Origin of the sequence: Vibrio cholerae (genome assembly GCF_008369605.1) — a bacterium.
Taxonomy (GTDB): domain Bacteria; phylum Pseudomonadota; class Gammaproteobacteria; order Enterobacterales; family Vibrionaceae; genus Vibrio; species Vibrio cholerae.
The window spans coordinates 1,141,989-1,163,812 of the sequence record NZ_CP043554.1 but is presented as its reverse complement, the minus strand read 5'-3'; the positions used below and the strand labels follow the sequence as shown (position 1 = coordinate 1,163,812).

Sequence of the window (21,824 nt, the reverse complement as noted above, 5' to 3'; positions counted from 1 at the left end):
GATCCGTTAGCCTCTAAGGCTTTAGTTCTATACTCAAATGACTTGGAGAGGATACACCGTAGCTCAGCACAAACACACGAATGATTTCATCCATCATGATTTGCTGCTGTTTGGCATCAGGCAGCTCCACCGCGGCCAGCAACTGCGGCCATAAAAACTGACCATGAAAGAGATTCATCAAGGTTGTCGCCATAGGAGCCACTTCTTTCTCAATCAGTTTTCCATCCTTAATGGCAGCTTGCAGCCACGCAGTCAGCGCCGTATCTTGAGTCCCCATCAATGCGAGATATTGCTGCGTTAAGGCTGGATCGCGCACAAATTCCCCCACAATCATCCGCAGCACATCAAGGCCAATCGTTCGATACAGTAGGTCAATTTTTGCCGCAAAGTAGTCGTGCAACTGATCCGCAAGAGAACGGGTAGATTGATACTCAAAACCAACCTTGTGCGGCTGTGCCACCAGAAGATTGATCACTTCAATAAAGAGCAACTCTTTACTGGTAAAGTGGCGATACAAGGTGCGTTTTGAGGTACCTGCACGTTCACAAACGCGATCCATATTCGCTGCATGGAATCCAAACTGGGTAAACTCTTCTTTCGCTGCTTCAATCAGCGCCAACCGCTTTTGCTCACTGAGTTTCATACCACGATTTCCTCAACTTCATCGGTTATCAATATCATCCGCTATCACTATAAGTCCGACTTTCTTGAAAGTACACCAGTGAGTTTACCGGTAATAACAGTATCGATATGATCGCTTTGAAATGGCAGGTAAACTGACAATCAATGACACGGCTAGCAAAGTGATTATTCATCAAGCCTCAGCGAAAATGCTTTCTGGTGAGGCTATCTCTTTGTTATTAACTGTGTAGAATTGTTGCGCAGAAGACAATCTACGAATAAAACCCATGGCTACGGATAGAAACGGCAACCATCATTTAATCTGTTGTGACGAATGTGGGCTCGTGTCGAGCTTACCTAAGTTAAGCCAAGGGCACATTGCTCATTGCCCACGCTGCGGGCATACGCTCACACAAATTCAAAAACATCCGTATCAGACCACTATCGCTCTCGCGATAGGCAGTCTGATTTTGCTGATGCTGAGCCTCTCTTTCCCTTTTATGTCATTTAGCGTACAAGGACTGACTCAAGAAATTACGCTATTGAATGCGGCTAAAATGCTTGAAGAGTTTCAAAACGTTTTACTCGCTATTTTACTGTTTTCGACGGTCATCTTACTGCCCGCCCTGTATCTGGTGATCATTCTCTTTCTTTATGTGAAAGCGCTACGGGCCAAAAAAGCATTGCCCTCAACATCAGAACTCTGGCTCACCAAACATCTGTGCAATCTGCTGTTTAAAGTACAGCCTTGGTTGATGGTGGATGTCTTTTTGATTGGAGTATTGGTTAGCCTCATTAAAATCGCCTCTCTTGCAGACGTTTCTATGGGCAACTCTTTTTGGGCATTCTGCTGCTTTTCGGCCTTAATGGTAAAAACCGTGTCATCGGTTGATCGCTTCTGGTTGTGGCAACATTTTATTCCTGCACGTATCCCTCAGGGCGTCGCGTCTGGGCACACTCATTGCACGCACAATCACATGAATTGCCACTCCTGCCAGCAAATCAATCCCATTACATCCGCCAAACATCCGAAATGCGTGCGCTGCGGAAGTCGATTGCATGCTTACCATCCACAGTTGAATTTGCAGTGGGCTTGGGCACTGTTGCTGGCTGCCATCATTTTTTATATTCCGGCCAATCTTTATCCGATGATGTATACCGTAAGCCTTGGCAAATCAGAAGGCTCAACCATTATGCAAGGTGTGCTTGTACTGTGGCAGCTCGGCTCTTATCCGGTAGCGATGGTGATTTTCGTAGCCAGTATTTTTATCCCTATGGCCAAAATGTTTGCGCTCGGTTGGCTCTACTGGCAAGCCGGAAAGCTCAACGTATTTCCAGAACAGCAGAACCTAAAGCGGCTCAAACTTTATCGTGTGACCGAATTCATTGGCCGCTGGTCAATGATTGATATTTTCGTCGTCGCTATCTTGGTCGCGTTAGTTCAACTGCATAATCTGATGGCGATTTATCCCGGCCCTGCCGCGCTCTCTTTTGCAGCGGTAGTCATTTTAACCATGCTCTCCGCTATGGTTTTTGACTCGCGAATCTTGTGGCAAGAGCCACCCGTATCTCACCAACAACAATGAATTGAGAAACTTCTATGAGTGATGAACCTCAAGTTAACGCTGAAGTGAGTGCGCAAAAGCAGCTCTCTGCGATTTGGATCATTCCTATTCTGGCGCTTGCGATGGGACTGTGGATGCTATTTCAGTACGTCAATAGCACCGGGCCGAAAATCACTCTCGTTCTGCCGACGGCAGATGGGCTTGAAGTGGGGAAAACCCAAATTAAAGCGCTCAATGTCAATGTCGGGGTGATTACCGACATTAAGCTCAGCGACGATTACCGACACATCATTGCCACCGCGCAAATGGTGAAAGATGCTGATCGTATGCTTCGTGAAGATTCGCTTTTGTGGGTTGTGAAACCTCGGATTGGTAAAGAAGGGATTTCCGGACTCGACACCCTACTTTCTGGCGCTTATATCCAACTGCAGCCTGGCCAATCCAAAACGTTTCAAGATGAATTTTCTGTGCTCGACTTACCCCCTATTGCACCGCCTGATGCCAAAGGGTTACGCCTGATTCTGACCAATAAAGAGGCAGGGAAACTGAGTGTCGGCGATCCCGTTATGTACGAAGGATTCACGGTTGGCCGCGTGGAAAGCACCCTGTTTGATGTGGAAAGCAAAAAGGCTCAATACCAACTTTTTATCTTTGCCCCTTACGATAAATTAGTGAATACACGCTCCTTTTTCTGGCTCAATTCGGGGCTCAACCTTCAACTGAATGCCGAAGGGCTTGAGTTCAGCTTAGGGTCGATAGAAAGCCTACTCAAAGGCGGAGTCACCTTTGGCCAGCTACAAGAAGACGATTCGGGGCAACAAATTACCCAGCAAATGACCGAATTCCTCCTGTTTGACGATGTGAAACAGATCCGTGAAGGTATGTACGGTGACTACATCGAGTTTGTGATGATGTTTGATGAATCGGTACGCGGACTCAAACCTTTAGCTCCCGTTGAATATCGCGGTTTAAGAATCGGGACGGTGACTAAAATTCCACTCAAGACAGAAAGCTCCAATATCTACATCAATATCAAACGCATTCCTGTTTTGGTCAGAATCGAGCTCGGACGTCTCTATGATAACTTTGGCACAACCGATCTCCCCAACTTGAAAAAGCGTATGCAAGATGAGTTTGCCAAGGGCTTAAAAGCCTCCTTAAAAACAGGAAACTTAGTGACTGGCGCGCTGTATATCGATACCGATTACTTCCCTGATGAGCCAGCCGATCCCCTCACCCAATTTGATGGGTACCCGATGTTTCCGACCAAACAAGGCGAATTTGCAGAAGTGCAAAAACAAGTCACCGAACTCCTGAGAAAGCTCAACGGATTGCCTATGGATGATACTTTGGCATCACTCAACAGCACGTTAAAAACCTCAGAAGCGCTGTTGGCTTCGGCAGAACGCATTCTCAAAAAACAAGAGACACAAAATCTGCCAGCGGATATTCAAGCGAGCCTAAAACAACTGGAAACGACCCTAGGTGGTTTTGGTCCTGAGTCGACGGTGTATCGTGAGCTTGAAACCACGTTAAGAGAACTCAACCAAGTGATGGCCGAATTTAAACCTGTGCTGCGCACCATTAATGAAAAACCTAATGCATTGATTTTTGGTGAAAGTAATACAGCAGATCCGATTCCCGCGAAAGGAAAGCAAGAATGAAACCATGGTTATTAATGATGTTAACCACACTGTTGGTCGGCTGCGGAGGAACGCCACAGCCCAAAGTCAGTTTTTATTTACTGCCAAACAACCCAGAACTTAGCGAGCATATCCAACCCAAAACATTGCCTTTGCTGGTGGTTCAACCCGTAGAATTGGCGGCTTATCTGGATACGCAAGGGATTGTTTATCGTCAGTCGGAAACGCAAGTGATCCAAGCCAGACAAAACCAGTGGGCACAGCGGCTTAGCCCACAACTGACACAGCGTATCACCAATGATCTGCGCCGTAAGCAATCTCGCTACTGGCCTGCACCTTTGAATGCTTCATCCATCCAGCAAGAGCACTGGAAACTGCAGGTAAGATTGCAGCGATTTAATGGTGTCTACACGGGCAATGCCGAAGTGGCTGGCAATTGGGAACTGCTCAACCCAAAAGGAGAAAGCATGTTAAACCAAGAGTTTAGTTTTCAGGTGCCGCTCAAAGATACGGGTTACCCCGCTCTGGTTGAAGCACTCTCTGCGGGTGTAGATCAACTTTCAACTCAGATCGAAACCCAATTGGTAACTCGCTGAGCAGACAATCAGGTTATCGATAGAATAAAAATCCCAACACAAATGTACACCCGAAAGTTTACTTTTTGTCATTACTCAAGGTATGATGCGCGACAAGTTAACCACATGGTGGTCAAAGTGCCTGCCGATTTGAAGTTGCAGGTATAAAACGTCAAAGGCATGGGGATTCGTACAGACTCCCCTTTCCCAATTGTGAAATTGAGGAGCAACACACTATGAATCCTTCTTTTACTCGTTCAATGGCTGCAAAGCGCTCCTTGCTTAGCGCGGTGATCGCCTCGGCTTTGTTGTTGGCAGGCTGCGGCGAAGCACCACAAGTCAGCGCCCCCGCTCCCGTGGTCAAATCCGCATTAACCGAGATTGTCGCAAGTCAACGCGCTTCCGATCTCACGTTTAATGGCGTAGTGCGCGCCGCTCAGCGCGCTGATCTTGCTTTTCGCATCAGTGGCCGCTTAACGGATATCGCGGTAAAAGAAGGCGACCAAGTGAAAAAAGGCCAATTACTGGCGAGCCTCGACTCACGAGATGCCAAAACGGCGCTGGAAGCTGCGCAACTTGAGCTAAAAAATACCGAACAAGAGTACAGCCGCGCCAAAGCCATTTTTGAGAAAACCCAAGCCATTTCTAAAGCCGAGCTGGATAAAGTCACCAATCGCTACGACCTTGCCAAAAACCGCGTTGAAGAGGCCAAACGCAAACTGGAGTACACCCAAATCACCGCCCCGTTTGATGGCGTCATCAGTGAAAAAACCATCGAGAATTTTGCTCAAGTGCAGGCCAATCAAGTGATCATGATTTTGCAAGATCTGAATGATTTGGAAGTGGCGATTGAGATCCCGCATCGTGTCATGCTCTCAGGTGTGCGCAATACCCGCGCGATCGCCGAGTTAAGCGCGATTCCCAATCAGCAATTTGATTTAAAGCTGCGTACCTACTCCACTCAGCCAAGTTCGGATTCACAAACCTACTCTGTAGTGCTTGGTTTTGAAGATTTGAAAGGCTTTCGCGTGATGCCCGGCATGTCAGCTAAAGTGATCCCGGTTGCCGACAAACCAGCCGATGAAAACACGCTCATCACCCTACCACTGACCGCCCTAGTGCCAGATAACCAAGGCAAACAATTTGTGTGGGTAGTCAATGCGCAAGACCAAGCGGAAAAACGTTACGTCGACATCGGAACTACCTACAAAGATCGCGTGGTGATCACTCAGCATCTCAAACCGGGTGAGCAGGTTATTATCGCCGGTGTTTCGAGCGTACGCGAAGGCATGACCGTTCGTCCCTACACGGATAACAACGGAGCCCAATAATGGATATTGCACGTTATACCCTTGCCAAACGCACCAGCGTTTGGGTGCTGATAGCCCTGACCTTGATTGGCGGCTACATCAGCTACCTCAAATTGGGTCGTTTTGAAGACCCTGAGTTTGTGATTCGCCAAGCGGTGATTGTGACGCCTTATCCGGGTGCCACCGCGCAAGAAGTTTCCGATGAAGTGACCGATGTCATCGAAGGTGCGGTGCAAGCGCTGCAAGAGCTAAAAGAAGTCAAATCGGTTTCGATGCAAGGCCGCTCTGAAGTGACGGTAGAAATCAAACTCGAATTTGCCCAATCCTCCGCGCAGTTGCAGCAGGTATGGGACAAATTACGCCGCAAAGTCGCGGATGCGCAGCGCCAACTGCCTCCCGGTGCCGGCGCTTCAATCGTTAACGATGACTTCTCTGACGTGTACGCGCTGTTTTACGCAGTTACCGGGGAAGGCTTTAGCGACAAACAGCTGCAAGACTACGTCGATACGCTACGCCGTGAACTGGTTCTGGTGCCGGGTGTGGCCAAAGCCGCTACGCTGGCCGAGCAGCAAGAAGCAATCTTTATCGAGATGTCCAGCGAACGCATGGCGGAATTTGGCCTTTCGGTTGAACGCGTATTGCAAGTGCTACAAAAGCAGAGCCTAGTCACCGTTGCAGGCAGCGTCGATGCTCAGCAAATGCGCATTCCGGTGATCCCTAAATCCAACATCAGCTCCTTGGCTGACCTCACTAATTTGCAAGTGGCGGTCGGTAGCAACAATGCGGTGGTACGCCTAGGTGATATTGCCAACATCAGCCGTGGCTACACCGAGCCAACATCGATGCTGATGCGCTATAACGGTCAGCGTGCAATTGGCTTTGGTATCTCCAACGTCACCGGCGGTAACGTGGTCGAGATGGGCGATGCCGTCAAAGCACGCTTGGCAGAACTTGAAAGCCAGCGCCCACTGGGCATGGATCTGCATGTGATTTCGATGCAGTCTGACTCGGTGCGCGCTTCGGTGGCCAATTTTATCGATAACCTGATTGCCGCTGTCGCCATCGTGTTTGTCGTGCTCCTGCTGTTCATGGGCGTACGCTCAGGCGTCATTATCGGTTTTGTTTTGCTGCTTACTGTTGCCGGTACCTTATGTGTGATGCTGATTGATGACATCGCCATGCAGCGGATTTCGCTCGGCGCGCTCATCATCGCCCTCGGCATGTTGGTGGATAACGCGATTGTGGTCACTGATGGCGTACTCGTGCGTTTTCAACAAGATCCGAACGCGGATAAACAGCAAGTGGTTTCTGAAGTGGTCAATGCCACAAAATGGCCACTGCTGGGCGGTACGGTGGTGGGTATTTTTGCCTTCAGCGCAATTGGCCTCTCCCCTTCCGATATGGGCGAATATGCCGGCTCGCTATTTTGGGTGATCCTCTACTCGATGTTTTTGAGTTGGGTGTTTGCGGTGACCGTCACCCCCATGCTGTGCCATGACTTTCTACGCGTTAAAGCTCCCACCAAAGAGGCGAAACCGTCTAAATTGGTGACGGGTTATAAAGCCGTATTGCAATGGGTGTTAAGCCACCGCGTGGTCAGCTGTGCGATGCTACTCGGCACCTTAGTGGCTGCGGTGTGGGGAGCTCAGTTTATTCCGCCGGGCTTTATGCCAGAGTCGCAACGACCACAATTTGTGGTGGATGTGTACTTGCCACAAGGCTCGGATATTCGCCGCACCGAACAGGTTGTCGCCAGCATTGAGAAAGACGTGGCGCAAAAAGACGGTATTACCAATATCACCAGTTTCATCGGCGGTGGTGGCCTGCGTTTTATGCTGACCTACTCACCCGAGGCGCGTAACCCAAGTTACGGCCAACTGCTGATTGATATTGATGACTACACCAAAATTGCCCCATTAGTAGGCGAGCTGCAAAATGAGCTGGATGCCAAATACCCTGATGCCTCAATCAAGGTGTGGAAGTTTATGCTCGGTCGCGGCGGCGGTAAGAAAATTGAAGCCGGTTTCAAAGGCCCAGACAGCCACGTGCTACGCCAATTGGCCGAACAAGCCAAAGCCATTATGCATAACGACCCGAACCTGATTGCGGTACAAGATGACTGGCGTCAACAAGTGCCGGTATTGCAACCTGTGTATTCCGCGCAAGAAGCACAGCGCCTTGGCTTAACCACACAAGAAATCAGCGCCGCGATCGCGCAAACGCTCAATGGCCGTAATGTTGGAGTGTATCGCGAAGGCAATGACTTGATCCCGTTGATAGTTCGCGCACCAGAAAATGAACGCCACCACGAACGTGCGATTGAAAACAGTGAAGTGTTCAGCGCGCAAGCTGGCCGTTACGTTCCGGTGAGCCAACTGGTGGACTCGGTCGATACTGTCTATCAAGATGCCTTACTGCGCCGCATCAACCGCATGCCGACCATCTTGGTACAAGCTGACCCAGCGCCGGGTGTGATGACGGCCGATGCGTTCAATAATGTGCGCGAAAAAATCGAGCAGATTGAACTGCCGGCAGGTTATGAGCTGATTTGGTACGGTGAATACAAAGCCTCGAAAGACGCCAATGAAGGTTTGGCGCTCTCCGCACCATACGGCTTTGCGGCGATGATTCTCGCGGTGGTATTTATGTTTAACGCGCTGCGTCAGCCACTCGTGATCTGGATGACCGCCCCCTTTGCCGTCGTGGGTGTCACCATTGGCCTTATCGCCTTTCAAACTCCGTTCGAGTTTATGGCGATCCTCGGCTTTTTAAGCTTGATTGGTATGATGGTGAAAAACGCGATTGTGTTGGTTGACCAAGCGGATGCGGAAATTCGCGAAGGTAAAGAAGCTTATTTCGCAATCATTGATGCGGCGGTGAGCCGTGCACGCCCGGTTCTGCTCGGCGCATTCACCACGATTTTAGGTGTGGCTCCACTTCTGGTAGACCCATTCTTTAAGAGTATGGCGGTCACCATTATGTTTGGTTTGCTGTTTGCCACCATTCTGACCTTAGTCGTGATCCCGCTCTTCTATGCCGTGCTGTTTAGAGTGAAAGTCGCCAAAGTATAATCAGGCGGTTAATCTCACCCTTCCCAACCAATAAGGCTCCGCAAGGAGCCTTATTATTCGAGAAAACCCAGCACAATTGTTGTGATTTTGCACACTTCAGCTACTTTGTAAGCAAACGCACTCAATGCGCGAGTTTTTTTCGGATTTCTGCTTGACCATCCACAGTAGAATCATTAAATTAGCGCCTCGTTAGCCAAGCGGTTAACGATTCGGTGAGTTGTCCGAGTGGCTGAAGGAGCACGCCTGGAAAGTGTGTATACGGCAACGTATCGAGAGTTCGAATCTCTCACTCACCGCCACATTCAAGTTTAAAGACGTCCTAGGACGTCTTTTTTCTTATCTGAAATTCATGAAAATCAAATAGTTACTATTCAGTAATATTCCACAAGATGTCATAAAAGCGTTCGCTTTTCGTAATACCTAAAGTAATACCCAGCTACCCACTCTAGTGCTAGTATTACTTTTGAGCACCAATCCAGGTATTACTTTATGGTCAAACCGCCCACCAAAGCAGGCTGTAACTTAATGTAAATTAAGTAGTTATTAGCCAAAAGTAATACCTAATTTTTGGAGTCCTCATGCTCTAGCCAGGTATTACTTGAGGGATTGAAATGGCAAATAATCTAACCGCAAGGCAAATTCAAACCGCAAAACCTAAGGATAAGCTTTATCGTTTATCTGATGGCGGCAATCTCTACTTTTGCGTACGTCCAAGTAATTCTCGCTCATGGCAATTCCGTTATAAACGGCCAGGACAAGATAAGATTACTTATCTTTCATTTGGTACCTATCCCGATATGTCTTTGGCGGAAGCTCGAGAGAAAGCCCTTGAGGCTCGCAAGCAGTTAGCGGATGGTATTGACCCTCAACTCGCTAAAGAAGAACAAAAAGCAAAAACCATTACTGAACAAAATGCTACGTTCAAGTTTGTCGCTGAGCAATGGAAGGCTACAAAGGAAGGGCAAATAAAAGAGAAGACACTGGAAGGGAATTGGCGAAAACTTGAACTTTATGCCTTTCCCAAATTGGGCTCGATACCCGTTAGTAAACTTACTGCGCCGATTGCCATCGCTGCATTAAGGCCAATAGAGTCTCAAGGATTACTAGAAACTGTAAAACGCACCGCCCAACTTATGAATGAAATCATGAACTATGCGGTAAATAGCGGTGTCATTCATGCTAACCCATTAGCTGGCATCCGTGATGTGTTTAAAAAACACAAAGTGGTGCACATGAAAGCCCTGCAACCACATGAAATGCATGATCTTATACGCACCGTTGCTACAGCAAATATCCAGCATGTGACACGATTTTTAATTGAATGGCAACTTCACACCATGGTTCGGCCTAACGAAGCCTCTGGTGCTCGTTGGGAAGAAATCGACATGGTTAATAAGCTTTGGATTATCCCTAAAGAGCGAATGAAGATGAACCGTGAGCACGTAGTCCCACTGACAGCACAAACATTGGCTATTCTTGAAGCAATTAAGCCTATCAGTGGTCATAGAGAGTTCATTTTCCCATCTAGCCGTAATCCAAAGGTACCCACCGATTCTGAAACCGCTAATAAAGCACTTAGCAGAATGGGATTTAAGGATAGAACGACCGCGCACGGTCTTCGTGCTTTGGCAAGTACCACTCTTAATGAACAGGGCTTTGAACCTGATGTCATTGAAGCCGCATTGGCTCATACTGACAAAAACCAAATACGCAAAGCATACAACCGCACCGACTATTTAGACTCTCGTCGAAAGCTTATGAGCTGGTGGAGTGAGCATATCGAAAAATCTAGCTATGGAAGCTACAGTGTCGCTGGTGCTGGATATTTGCGCTTAGTGAAAGATTAAAAAGTGAAATCTAGTGCGTATTGTAAGGCAGCGTCGTTTGAGGTCGGTGCCTATCAAATTATATCTGGGCTAGATTCTTTTCAGCCCAGATTGATTTCCCAAACCCACTATTTTTTATGGGCGTTCTGCTACGCACATGAGTACGATGATTGTTGTAGGAGTTCATCTATTCGTCTAGATCTTTTTTAACTCCTCAAGCGAAGCATAGAGTTTCTCTCTGAATATCACTTGGTAGGACTCATTCAATATGGTCTGGTGGAAGCTTTCGCAGATATCATTTGTTTGTGGTGGAATCCCTTTAGTTTTCGTGTGGTCGATATCATTTTAATGGCTAGATATAGCTGGTAATCGTGCTGCTCAACACGGGCTACAGTATTCAGAGCCTCGCTCAGTCAAGATTCGCAACATTGGCAGTTCATGCGCCTCAAAGGACGGTAGAACCTTATCATTCAACATATCTGTTACGGCGATTGGTGTTTTCGTTGTGTAGAGCTTGGCAAAGGCGACTTTACTGTAGGTATCAACGGAGGTTTGTTAATAGATGCGCCCAACACCTTTCAAGTTGCCAACATAGAACGTGTCGTGATAACCAAAGTAGCAAGGATGCGCCGTCTCTATCTCGCCACAGGCTTCGTCATCATGTTTTTTACGCTCTAAAGCTGCGATCTGCTCATCCGCTAAAATGATGCCATTTTCATTCACCTGCTTTTTGTTTGATGATAGATTTCTAGTATAAAGAATGAGAGTTACCTCTTATTGTCTTTAATTTCGGATTAAGCACCTTTAATCAAAGTGGGTAACTCTCATCTTTTCAAATTTAAGTGTCAGATCCAGTCTGAGTTAGTACAATTAATAATAGACCTAAACTAATAGTATATGTATAAAATTAGAAACGGTAGTAGGCAGAAATCCCAGCTAATGTCGAATCAGAAAATTCATCTATCTGATAACTAATACTCAAGCCTAACCATAGATTGTCATAAATATTATAATCAACTCCAGTACCAATTAGAAAGCCAATTTCATTGTTTTTCCTTTCATTTGAATGCCGATTTATCATAAATTCAATATCATCATTTAGAATGTACTCATACTGATCATAACTCATTGACTTAGAATGGTACTGTGTATAAGTAACTCCTGTTTTGATATTAGCCTTCCATTTTTTTTGGCCATCAAAATAAAAAGAAAATGCAGGTGCTATATAGAATTGATCCGCATTTACTCTTGCATCCCACTCCCTTTCATGAATATAATCCCTTCCCGAATCAGAAATAGTTCCGATTGTTCTAGAGTAATCGTCTTCAAACTTAAAGAATGAATATCCGAATTCTAGTGAAAATTGTTCTGTAAATTGATACCCACCGAATAGTGAAACTTTACCATTACTAATATCCGGATCTAAGGAAACACCATCTTGGATATAATTCACCTTATAGTCATGGTTAACAGCTCCATAACCATATTCAATTCCAATATACGTGTTTGAATAAGCACAATAACTAATCAGGCTAAGAAAAAATAAAATGATTCGTTTCACTTATAACTCCTAAAATAAAATGCCATGAAAAATTCACTTACAATAATTAATAGCAGTATATTTAATTTCAATATAAAGATCAGCTTAGAGATTCTCTTTCATCATGTTTTTATATATGACAGTTCTATTCAAACACAATGATATTGTCTATGCTAAACTAAAAATCCTTCTTATCAAGAATTACAGCATTGATTTCATATAATTTTACTAAACTTCAGCACCAACAAGGTGAAGTGCTACTTTTTCAAATAGTTCATTAAGATGCTTAATAATTATTTTTTCTTGTTGATATGATGCGTTGTCGACAAGATCTCTAGCTGATCCAGAGCATGTTCCAAACTGAGAAAATGGTACCCCACATATTTGGGTATCCAATATTTCTTTTGCGATATCTTTCATCTGTCCATCATCAAATTCAACAATACCTTTTAGCCCAGTTACAATAGTGCGAAGAGAACCATTAGCAACGGTTAAGTAAGGAAAATTAGATTTGAAGTTATCAAGCTCAAGTCTTTCACTTCTGATAGCTCTTTGTAGACCTAAGAATGCACTATCTCTCGCAACCAATCGAACATCTTTAGACTCATATGCTTTGGATATACGCTCAAATGACTCTAACGGTAATAGTTGTCTCATATTAGACACCCTAGTTCTAGGTTTATTTAATATTGATACTCCCTCAAAAAAGTTAGCCTCAGCATTGACTGAAATGCTTATCGGTCTCTCATTTTTTACATTTCTAATATGAGCTACATTTAGTCTAGATATTGATTGGTTCAAATTAGATCTAATGTAGTTGCAAGTTCTCTGTAATACTTTCATAGATAGTATTAATCCTTGTGTAGATTTTGAATATATAGCTACTTGAATCTTAATGTAGTCAATACTTCTACGGCCTCAAGTAGGCGATTATTATTAAATATAGTCACTATGATATACAAATTACCACTTATTACTTTTTCAGAATGGCTATCTAATGCTCAAAATTTTAAATAGAAATCTCTAAAATTAAAAATGGCCAAGTAAACTTGGCCATTTTTAATCAAAAAGGAAATCAGTTACGATATTGACTCTCAAATTTACCACAGTAATATAACACTTCCATGCCGTAACGGTTTGCATTAGAACGCTGATTTTCAAACTTTTGAACTTCATTTTTTAGACGTTCTACAATAGATGGAACGTTTTGTGCTGTTGTTTGAGTATCTTGTATACGATCACTACAATTCTTCACATTTTTAATGTTGGAATCTAAGTGAAATGATCGTTGTACCGAACTTTTTGCTGCATGGCAGACTTTTGTCAAGTTTTGAGGTTGTAATGTAATCTTAAACATAATTACCTTCCTATTATTGAAAATAAGTTATAATTTATCTTTAGTTTCCAATATATTTATCTAACAATTTATACACTTGTCTTTCTACAGAACGACTTGAGATAACTTGATTATCTGAACTTCTCAATGGTGTATCAGAAAGCTGGTTAAATTTATCCAGTAATTTATTGCTTACATCTGTCAAAGCTTGATAATCAAATTGCTGTGCCTTACGGCGTTCTTCTTTAGTCGCTCGTTCCAAACCAGGTGACTTCAAAGAGTCCACTGTATTTCTTAAGCCGTTTTCAATATGGCTTTTATTGGCACTTGATGCCCAGATCTCTTTTGGATCTTTATTTGAGAGATCAAAGGAAAGCCACTTAATCAGATCTATACGAATTGCGCTTTTATGTTCTTCAACTGATTGCTTTCCATTCTCAGACTGAGAACAAATTAATGAAAACTCACGATCCATAATAGATGCAGCGTAGCTTAAAAAGTGCTGTTTCATTCCACTAACCTTAATATCATCAGGTAAGTCATCGAATGATTTTGCACAAGCACTTTCTATGGATGATAACCGACTTCTTTGTTGCCGTTCTTGGCTAGCTTTCTCTTTAACAAGTTCTGGACTTTTTTCTTTGTAGCCATTCGGCGATGACTTGATCTTTGACAAAAAACTTGTTTTGCGAGAGACCGTAGGGAGTACATCTGCTCCTTGCTTAACACTCTTTACATCCAGTTTACCATGATTAGGATCAGTTTGAGCTTCACCCACGGTATAAGTTGTACTTATACTTGATATATTATTGATGTTCATATTTAACTCCTCAATAAGGTTAGCACTTAATGATGAATCATGGTCTATCCTCACTCAAATGAGTCATACTGAAAACTTCTGAAGAAAATTACACTCAGTTTCAAGTCATTACGTTTGTAAATTATTTGTTTGATAATTTATGTTCGAGATAGAAATTTTATTATGATAGGATTAAACCCTAGTTAAGGCAGAGCTATAAAGCCACACAACAAAGGGGACATCTGAATTGATCTCAAAAATGTATAAAATTGATCAAAAAATCCTCTCATCTGACTCACCCTTTTTGACCGATTCGATCTCTCGAGAGCAGATAAAACTTGGTACTCATGAACATCTTGTACTTCTTGCTTTGTGTGAACAAGCAGGGAAGCTCATTGACAAGGAAACGCTCATTAAAAAAGGTTGGCCAGGGAAGTTTGTCACCGATAGCTCTCTTACTCAAGCAGTACGTAATATCAGAGCTTATTTAAATGATGATGGAAAAAGTCAGAAACATATAAAAACTATAGCTAAAAAAGGGTATCTTATAGAAAGTAAATTCGTCACGCTCATTCAAGATTTTGATAAAAATCAAATCTCAAACCTTCAGCAAGAAACTAAGAAAGAGTCTTTTGGCAAAAAATATATTTTATTTTTAAGCATATTGGTACAGCTATTATTTATAATCTATTCTACTTATAAAATATATCCTATTACCACTGTGGCAATAGATAAAGAAATCTATCCAATTCTGAGTTATCAACAAGACTATATTTATATCTATTCTGATGACTTTCAATATTCTGAACAATTAGGTGTCGAATTAATTCATTCCTTATCAGCTGAGAGAATATCCCCAGAAAGACTCTATATTATGCTAAATAAAGAAACAGTATCTTATAGCTTTATAGAGAAAAACGGGAAGAGTAAAAACCGTATTATCTTTACTGCAGGCACCAAAGACTATAAGAAAATTCGTGAGCATATAATAAATGAAATCAAAATTTAAAAAATGGCATTCAGCAATAACCATTATTTCGATAATTATGTTAATGATAATTTCTTATACAACGCTATTCCAACCAACATATTTCTATGAAACTAGTTATAAATATGAAACTACTGATAGCAAATATCAACATGATGTAAACATCACTGTATCGATTAAAGGTCAAACATTTTCATCCATCATCATTGTTCGAGAAGTAGGTGTCAATGAAAATAAAAATTACTACAAAGTGAAAGGGAGTGGTAACATTTTAAAAGAAAATACACATCAATATTATCTTGTATTTGATAATATTGATGTGTATACAGGCACAAGTGAAGCCGATATGAAACCATATACCAAGCCAAACTCTACCCAAAACCTTATAGACAACTTAAATAATATTAAAATACTTTATTTATCTGACGAGTATATTGTTATTGCCTTATTCTTTTATGATGGACAGATTTTAACGCTTCATAAATATTAATTATAGCTTAATTTCCGCTGCCATTTTATTAAAAATTGTTAGCTTAGTTGATAGTTCCTTTTCGATACTATGTAACTTTTTATCAATTTCGGTGACTAAGACAACTTTATCTTTCTGTATATTCATAAACATATCTGGATCTTCTTGTAATATCTCCATAATCTTAGGTGCTTTGTAACGTAAATTACGACTATCTTTTAGGGGAATCTCAATAAAACTCTGTAACACGTACTCATTCAAATGAATAAAAATTTCCTCTCCTCCTACTAGTTCAATGCTAATAGGTTCATTATTTTCAATTCGTGATAATAGATTTGGTGATACATTAAAATGATCAACAAGCGTTTTATAGACGATTTCTCGTAGTGTCTTCATAATGTCTCCTCAAATTATAACTCTCTGAATAATAGATGAAATTGCTCATAAATACTGCCACCAAACTGGGTTAGTAGCACCATAAAAACAACTAACTTAGCCGCCATGGGTAACCCAGGATCTTGGATACTAAACACTGTCTGTAGCAGACCGACCAAGACGCCTGTAATAACAAAGCCAACAGAGAAAATAATGATTGCATCAGTTAGAATATTTAAGCTTGCTGCTGTAACATCAAGAACCGTCATCATCACCTCTTATAAGATTAACTAATCTTCCATTGTCAAACTCAAAAATATAATATTTTTTCTTATAATAAACACGATATCTATTCAAGCCTTCCAATTGATTAAAGTAATTAGCCGACAGATCAAACTTATCTAAACCGACTTTAGAAAAGTTAGTGTGTTGTTTATAATCTTCTATCTTAATATATTCTTTAAATTTATTATTAAAATAAGTGGCTTCAACTCTCAGAGAAGCACAACTTCTTTCTAGTCTGCCGGCTAAATTGGCATCTATAAAGTGAAATGCACTGAAGATTTTAAATTCAATATCGTATGAATCTATCTTAACTTTCAGCCCTTCTATCTCAAATTTTCTCCAACTGAAATTATAATTTGCTTGCTGATATTGTAATGAATTATCATTACTCTTTATTAAATCAACTTTCTTGCCTATCGTTTTTATGTATGAATTTCTTGATGGATGACGAAATAAAAAATTCAACATTCCTCTTCCTTCAACGAACTCTATACTTCGTGTTTTTTCTAATAATTCTGCATCACTTTCCTCCTCATCGTCCTCTTCAAGTTCAAAGCTACTCTCAACAACTTCACCATCTACTTTACTCACTTGATTAAGAATTTTTGAAAAATCACTATCATCACATGATTGTTTAGATGGTACCTTATCAAGGTTATCTTCTATTGTATCTAAGGTTAATGGTGATACAGAATTATTAATGCTATTCATACATCAACTGTTCTCTCATTTCAGTTAACCGATCTTTCCTTTTCTCTAGGTTTTTTTTCTCTAATTGAGTTTGCTGAATTTCAAACATCACTTCATCTAAGTCTTGCTTGATGACCGAAGCATCATAAAATGTAGACTCTATTTGAGAACGTAACCCCTCACGACGCATAAATAATCGTTTAAGGCTATCATGCTCATTTTTCATATTGATTGTTTGTAACTCGTTTTGCAGCCACTCAATATGATCCCACTTTTTAAGCAGCTCACTTCTGATTTCCATCCTTTTTTTTTGTAATTTATCAAGCTTCCTTGCTTGTTTTTCTATCCTAATATCGACTATTTCAATAATTTGTCCAAATTCTTTCCATTTCTTGGAGGGTTTCTTCATATTCAACACCTTCAAAGCCTTGTTTCAAGAATTCGATAATTTTAGGATAGAGCTCTATTGCCTCGTCAGTTTCAAGATCATTGCCTTTTTCATATTCACCAACTCGAATGAGTAGCTCTACATTGAAATAGCGATAAACCATATCTTTAATTTTTTCAGAGAGCCGAACGTAGCGTTTTTCTTGCACCTTATTCTGTAAACGGCTTTTACTTTTAAGTACATCAATCGCAGGATAACGTCCTGTAGCTGCTATCGTAGTCGAGTAGACCAAGTGCCCATCAATTAAAGACTTCACTTCATGGGCAATCGGGTCATCATCAATCTCTTTTTCGATCAGTACAGTAAAAATTCCAGTAACAGAACCTTTAATTGAGTTACCGCAACTTTCGACCAAACGAGATAATGCCAAAGATACCCCGATTGGAATCCCTCCCTTAATCGGAGTTCCATCTAACATGGCTTGCGCTCGAGCAAAACGGGTCAAAGAATCAAAATAAAGTACAACTTTTTTCCCCTGCTCCATGTAATGGCGAGCAATCGATACCGCAACTAACCCAGAACGAACTTTTTCAAGTGGATTCGCTTCAGAAGTTGAAACAATTGTGATCGATTTTTTGATCACCTCGGGACCGATTTCGCCTTCTAAAAACTCGACAACCTCACGCGCACGTTCACCAATCATGGCGAAGATCACGACGTCCGCATCCATATTGTTTGCCATGATAGAGACGGTTGTTGTTTTACCAGCACCAGCAGGAGCAAATAATCCTAAACGCTGCCCTTCTCCGATAGTAAACAACCCATCAATGATTTTCAGTTTGGTCGGAAATACCGTTTCAATTGGAGCTCGCATCTGTAATGGAATTGGCTCAACTGCAATCGGTAAATCGATAAACTCTCCCGGTTGCTCTAGGTAACTATCTCCATATAACGTTTCACCGTAGCAGTTGATAACTTTTCCAACTAAAGCTTCTTCATTCAAAGGGAAACAAAAACGTCGTGGAGTAATCTCTACTTTGCCTCCCCTTTGTACCGCTCCTGGTTGAAGAAGCTTTATCTCCAATTGCGGGCCGATCACTTTGACAATTTCGCCTCGGATCCGCTCACCATCTACGGTATGCACAAAACACTCTTGACCAACGAAAGTATCGATATTGACACGGCAGATCACCGTGTCTTGATACGACTCCTTCACTTTAAAAAAGTATTTGAGCATTATTCAACCACCTGAAATGAGATTGATACATAGCGTTTGTATTTATGTTTGCTTTCTGAGGTGTATTTAAACAGCTCACCAAGTAGCGGAATACTCGATAAAACAGGAACACCACTCTCCTGTTGTTGAGTAACCGTATTATCAAAGCCACCTAAGATAACGGTCTGTCCTGGTTGAATATAAACCTCAGAGTTAAGTGACTGTGAACTAACTCGAGGAGGACGTTGACTACCATCACTATTCTCACCTTCATCATCCAATGCCTCTTCAACATACTGGATACGGGCTTGCACTTGGCCTGATGGCAACAAACGGCCAGTCACATACAAACTATTATCCGCTTCAATTTTTTCAGTTTTTACTTCTTTGTCTGAGATCAGAGTTAATGTCGCAGTTTGTTTTTTACCAAACTGGCCTTGTTGGTTTTCCAACGCCAATAAATTGGTCTCATACACACTACGAGCAATACCATTAGTGTAGAGAGCTTGGAAATTCTTCAAGAAGTCGGTTGTTTCGGTAAAAGGAGGAACAACAATATCGTAAATTCCTCGGCTACCATTTAACCAGCCGCTATCAATACCAAGATTCTCCTTGCGCTCAGCAGCAATGTCGTACACCTTCAGTGAAAAGAGTAATTGGCGACGCTTAACATCAATAAGTGCAGCAATACGTTTAGCCAATTTCACTTCTTCCTGAGTCCCTCGTACTAACAATGCATTTGAGCCGGGTAACGCTTGTACTTTTGTCGATTTTTCATCCTCTTCGAGTGCCTGCTTTTCACCTTGACTGAGCTTAACTCGATAGGCACGAGAGGTTAATTCTTCATCATTAAGATTGGTGAACTGGCCAATATTTGTAATCGCGGCCGCAATCAGCGACTGCGCCCCAGGGAAATTCACCTGACCATCATAAGTCGCAATGCTTCGATCCATTACCGAGATATAGTTAAACTCGATACGCGCAACCTCGAGGTTGTTGCCTTTTTCTAAAAATTGGTTTTTATCCACCATAGCGGCATAACCCATAGCATCGGTAACGAATTTTCGTGTACCTGAAAACAGCAATGAGTGTCCGCGCTCGACCAATTTAATTTTGGTCGTACCATTGGTTTTAAAAGCACCTTTCATCTCGGTCAATAATTGACCTGGTGAGATGTTTTTAGGCTTATAGGTATAGTTAACATATTGCTGCCCTGATTGAATCGTTAGGGTGCCGCCAAAGGTATACCAATCAAAATCAAAAACATTAGAGAGCTTGGTCAGCAATACTGGACCAGAACCCGACAATGTTTGAGTAATCGGCTGAGAGCTGGTTTTGCTATCAATGTCAGAGACCAGCTTTAACTGCATATCTTTAGCAATAGCATCCAATGCTTGTTTCAGATCCATATCTTGCTGTTTGATAAAAACATCTGCCTGCGCTCCAAAGGTTAAACAGCATAGTGCAAGCAGAATTCGACTAAACTTCATCGAGGATCTCCTTTAACTTTTGTTCGTTTTCACGCATTTGACGAATAGACTCAGTAATTACCCCGTTGGCAATAATCATATCGGCGATATCATCATCGGTATAAATAACCTCATCTCCCTCTTGAGAAGCATCCGTTTCGATTTGTCCTGATTGCTCAGCAAGAATTTGCTCAAAATCAGCTTCTTGTTGAGCGTCTAACAACATTGGATTGATATACACTGGATTGATATTAGTCATAACCTAAACTCTGCATCATTTTGTTAAACACATAGAACTGATCGTGAAATAGCCAAATATTCAATAAGATGACAATCACGATCGATTTTATATTTGGCGTCACAAACATTGAGAGTGATGCCTTTTTAAAGAAAAGATCTAAGTAACCACAGCACATTGTGATAACCAACATCAAAATGATGTACTTTCCAGTGATGATCAAAATCATCTGCATATGTTCCACCACGGTTTGATATAACGTTGCGAAACTCATCTCAGGCTGTGCCATGTGGCGGCTTACAATTAAATCCAGTAGCGGTTTAAATACAGCTCCATTTTCAAGTGCATAAGCCACAAACACTAAACTGCATAACTTAGCCAAAGCTTCTGATTCTTCAGTAAAACGGTGATCTTGCACTGACTGTTCGTTGAGCAGCAGCATTTGTTGTAATACACCACCTACCATACCGCTCAACCAATAAGGTACCGAGCAAACAAAAGCAAACGTCAGTGTCGCCATTACCCAGAGTAATGTTGCCGGCTGGGCTAAATGCTCACTTTCCAATCCAATTGCTAACATTATGGCGATTGCCAAACTGCTGGTATTATCTAAATAAAGCCGTGTAGGGTTAAAAACACGTAAAAAAAGATAAAAACCCGCAAACAATAACCAATTGGGAAACAGTATCTGCTGCATAATTACCCCAGCGCTTTAAACAGAATCGTCCAGCTATCTGAGAAATAAAACACGGCCAATTTAACAGGGGTTGATATCACCGTAGGTGATAGCATCGTCATACCTACCCCACTTAAAATAACAGCAATTAAAAAGTCGATACTGACGAAAACAATATAAAGCTTTAACCCGAGCTCAAAGCCTTGATAAAGATCGTATATCAGGCTTCCAATAAAATACTTAAAGGTGTCATGCTCTTTATCAAAGTTAAATGGTAATTCAATAATTGCAGTTAACTTATCGGTTTTCTGTTTAGCATGTTCTAGTAATTCAGGGAAAAAAGTCGACCATTCACTCACTAACGAGTACATGGTGACGTTTTTCGGTAAATCGTTATTAATCTCTTGATTTAACTCTTGCTTTTCTTGCTGTGAAAAGTAAGGTTTGATTCGCTCAATACCCGGTTGAATCTGTGGCCATACCCCATTGAGCGCCATCAGTGCAGCCAGTAGGTTAACCACAATCGCAGGGGGAATTTGCTGTGTACCCACCGCATTTTTGATGATATTCAGTACAATCGAGTATTTAACGAACCCTGTAAAACAAATAAAAAACACTGCAGAAAGCAGCACCAACACCAGCAGGGAGACAAGGTTAACCCCAGCATAGGCATTGGCAGGACTTAATAATTCAACCATGCTCCCTCCCATGTAGAGAAATAAACGCCGGAGCAAGCTCCGGCGA

Annotated in this window: 22 protein-coding genes, 1 tRNA gene and 1 pseudogene; 9 read left to right on the top strand and 15 right to left on the bottom strand. The window is 42.1% G+C overall.

The window, feature by feature from the left end; genetic code table 11:
* Window positions 1-13 precede the first annotated feature (13 nt).
* Window positions 14-643 (bottom strand): bile response transcriptional repressor BreR, encoded by a 630-nt coding sequence (breR, locus tag F0316_RS05585; RefSeq protein ID WP_000777169.1) that lies wholly within the window; start codon window positions 641-643, stop codon window positions 14-16.
* Between the two features lie 265 nt (window positions 644-908).
* On the opposite strand from breR, the gene F0316_RS05580 reads away from it, so the two are divergent.
* The 7 genes from F0316_RS05580 to F0316_RS05550 all read left to right on the top strand — a co-directional run bounded on the left by F0316_RS05580 (window position 909) and on the right by F0316_RS05550 (window position 10,632).
* The gene (locus tag F0316_RS05580; RefSeq protein WP_149560278.1) at window positions 909-2,207 is read left to right on the top strand and encodes a paraquat-inducible protein A; all 1,299 of its coding nucleotides are present in this window, start codon (window positions 909-911) and stop codon (window positions 2,205-2,207) included.
* A gap of 14 nt (window positions 2,208-2,221) precedes the next feature.
* Window positions 2,222-3,850: an intermembrane transport protein PqiB gene (gene pqiB, locus F0316_RS05575; protein WP_149560277.1), complete on the top strand. Its 1,629-nt coding sequence runs from the start codon at window positions 2,222-2,224 to the stop codon at window positions 3,848-3,850.
* Window positions 3,847-4,425 (top strand): PqiC family protein, encoded by a 579-nt coding sequence (locus F0316_RS05570; RefSeq protein ID WP_000805968.1) that lies wholly within the window; start codon window positions 3,847-3,849, stop codon window positions 4,423-4,425. Before pqiB ends, F0316_RS05570 begins: the two co-directional genes overlap by 4 nt.
* A gap of 215 nt (window positions 4,426-4,640) precedes the next feature.
* Entirely contained in the window at window positions 4,641-5,735 is a 1,095-nt protein-coding gene (vexC, locus tag F0316_RS05565; RefSeq protein WP_149560276.1) for a multidrug efflux RND transporter periplasmic adaptor subunit VexC, read from the top strand.
* Window positions 5,735-8,785 carry an efflux RND transporter permease subunit VexD gene (gene vexD / locus F0316_RS05560; protein WP_149560275.1) on the top strand — a complete coding sequence of 1,017 codons (3,051 nt, stop codon included), beginning with the start codon at window positions 5,735-5,737 and terminating at the stop codon, window positions 8,783-8,785. Before vexC ends, vexD begins: the two co-directional genes overlap by 1 nt.
* 211 nt (window positions 8,786-8,996) lie before the next feature.
* Window positions 8,997-9,084, top strand: a tRNA-Ser gene (locus F0316_RS05555).
* Between the two features lie 312 nt (window positions 9,085-9,396).
* Window positions 9,397-10,632: a tyrosine-type recombinase/integrase gene (locus tag F0316_RS05550; protein ID WP_000002766.1), complete on the top strand. Its 1,236-nt coding sequence runs from the start codon at window positions 9,397-9,399 to the stop codon at window positions 10,630-10,632.
* A gap of 58 nt (window positions 10,633-10,690) precedes the next feature.
* On the opposite strand, the pseudogene F0316_RS05545 reads toward F0316_RS05550, so the two are convergent.
* The 5 genes and pseudogenes from F0316_RS05545 to F0316_RS05525 form a co-directional block, all read right to left on the bottom strand.
* Window positions 10,691-11,367 (bottom strand): annotated as a pseudogene (locus F0316_RS05545) (integrase core domain-containing protein); the annotation flags it as partial.
* Between the two features lie 151 nt (window positions 11,368-11,518).
* Window positions 11,519-12,172, bottom strand: coding sequence for an AcfA family outer membrane beta-barrel protein (locus F0316_RS05540; protein ID WP_000821245.1), 654 nt, complete (start codon window positions 12,170-12,172; stop codon window positions 11,519-11,521).
* A gap of 207 nt (window positions 12,173-12,379) precedes the next feature.
* Window positions 12,380-12,808, bottom strand: a complete 429-nt coding sequence (locus tag F0316_RS05535; RefSeq protein ID WP_230612626.1) for a hypothetical protein — start codon at window positions 12,806-12,808, stop codon at window positions 12,380-12,382.
* A gap of 418 nt (window positions 12,809-13,226) precedes the next feature.
* Complete coding sequence (locus F0316_RS05530) at window positions 13,227-13,508, bottom strand: hypothetical protein (protein WP_000472891.1); 282 nt, start codon at window positions 13,506-13,508, stop codon at window positions 13,227-13,229.
* 40 nt (window positions 13,509-13,548) lie between these two features.
* Window positions 13,549-14,307: a hypothetical protein gene (locus F0316_RS05525; RefSeq protein ID WP_001024704.1), complete on the bottom strand. Its 759-nt coding sequence runs from the start codon at window positions 14,305-14,307 to the stop codon at window positions 13,549-13,551.
* 238 nt (window positions 14,308-14,545) lie between these two features.
* On the opposite strand from F0316_RS05525, the gene F0316_RS05520 reads away from it, so the two are divergent.
* Together F0316_RS05520 and F0316_RS05515 are read left to right on the top strand one after the other, a co-directional pair.
* Window positions 14,546-15,295 (top strand): winged helix-turn-helix domain-containing protein, encoded by a 750-nt coding sequence (locus F0316_RS05520; protein ID WP_017686480.1) that lies wholly within the window; start codon window positions 14,546-14,548, stop codon window positions 15,293-15,295.
* On the top strand, window positions 15,279-15,764 hold the full coding sequence (locus F0316_RS05515) for a hypothetical protein (protein WP_000836880.1): 486 nt from the start codon (window positions 15,279-15,281) through the stop codon (window positions 15,762-15,764). The genes F0316_RS05520 and F0316_RS05515 overlap by 17 nt, the downstream gene beginning before the upstream one ends.
* Here the strand turns inward: F0316_RS05515 and F0316_RS05510 are convergent, their stop codons facing one another.
* The 9 genes from F0316_RS05510 to F0316_RS05470 form a co-directional block, all read right to left on the bottom strand.
* Window positions 15,765-16,139 (bottom strand): hypothetical protein, encoded by a 375-nt coding sequence (locus F0316_RS05510; RefSeq protein WP_000854879.1) that lies wholly within the window; start codon window positions 16,137-16,139, stop codon window positions 15,765-15,767. It lies immediately after the preceding gene.
* Between the two features lie 14 nt (window positions 16,140-16,153).
* On the bottom strand, window positions 16,154-16,387 hold the full coding sequence (locus F0316_RS05505) for a flagellar biosynthetic protein FliQ (RefSeq protein ID WP_000217070.1): 234 nt from the start codon (window positions 16,385-16,387) through the stop codon (window positions 16,154-16,156).
* Window positions 16,374-17,114, bottom strand: a complete 741-nt coding sequence (locus F0316_RS05500) for a hypothetical protein (RefSeq protein WP_113592448.1) — start codon at window positions 17,112-17,114, stop codon at window positions 16,374-16,376. The genes F0316_RS05505 and F0316_RS05500 overlap by 14 nt, the downstream gene beginning before the upstream one ends.
* On the bottom strand, window positions 17,107-17,376 hold the full coding sequence (locus F0316_RS05495; protein ID WP_088124547.1) for a VPA1337 family putative T3SS effector: 270 nt from the start codon (window positions 17,374-17,376) through the stop codon (window positions 17,107-17,109). Before F0316_RS05495 ends, F0316_RS05500 begins: the two co-directional genes overlap by 8 nt.
* 79 nt (window positions 17,377-17,455) lie before the next feature.
* Window positions 17,456-18,718 carry a type III secretion system ATPase VscN2 gene (vscN2, locus tag F0316_RS05490; protein ID WP_000922351.1) on the bottom strand — a complete coding sequence of 421 codons (1,263 nt, stop codon included), beginning with the start codon at window positions 18,716-18,718 and terminating at the stop codon, window positions 17,456-17,458.
* Window positions 18,718-20,187, bottom strand: a complete 1,470-nt coding sequence (locus F0316_RS05485; RefSeq protein WP_044126729.1) for a secretin N-terminal domain-containing protein — start codon at window positions 20,185-20,187, stop codon at window positions 18,718-18,720. Before F0316_RS05485 ends, vscN2 begins: the two co-directional genes overlap by 1 nt.
* Window positions 20,177-20,425: a VPA1340 family putative T3SS effector gene (locus F0316_RS05480; RefSeq protein ID WP_000181845.1), complete on the bottom strand. Its 249-nt coding sequence runs from the start codon at window positions 20,423-20,425 to the stop codon at window positions 20,177-20,179. Before F0316_RS05480 ends, F0316_RS05485 begins: the two co-directional genes overlap by 11 nt.
* A complete protein-coding gene (locus F0316_RS05475) occupies window positions 20,418-21,101 on the bottom strand; it encodes a hypothetical protein (RefSeq protein ID WP_001186128.1) in 684 nt (227 codons plus the stop codon). Before F0316_RS05475 ends, F0316_RS05480 begins: the two co-directional genes overlap by 8 nt.
* Before the next feature lie 2 nt (window positions 21,102-21,103).
* Window positions 21,104-21,778 (bottom strand): flagellar type III secretion system pore protein FliP, encoded by a 675-nt coding sequence (locus tag F0316_RS05470; protein WP_000229918.1) that lies wholly within the window; start codon window positions 21,776-21,778, stop codon window positions 21,104-21,106.
* Between the last annotated feature and the right edge of the window lie 46 nt (window positions 21,779-21,824).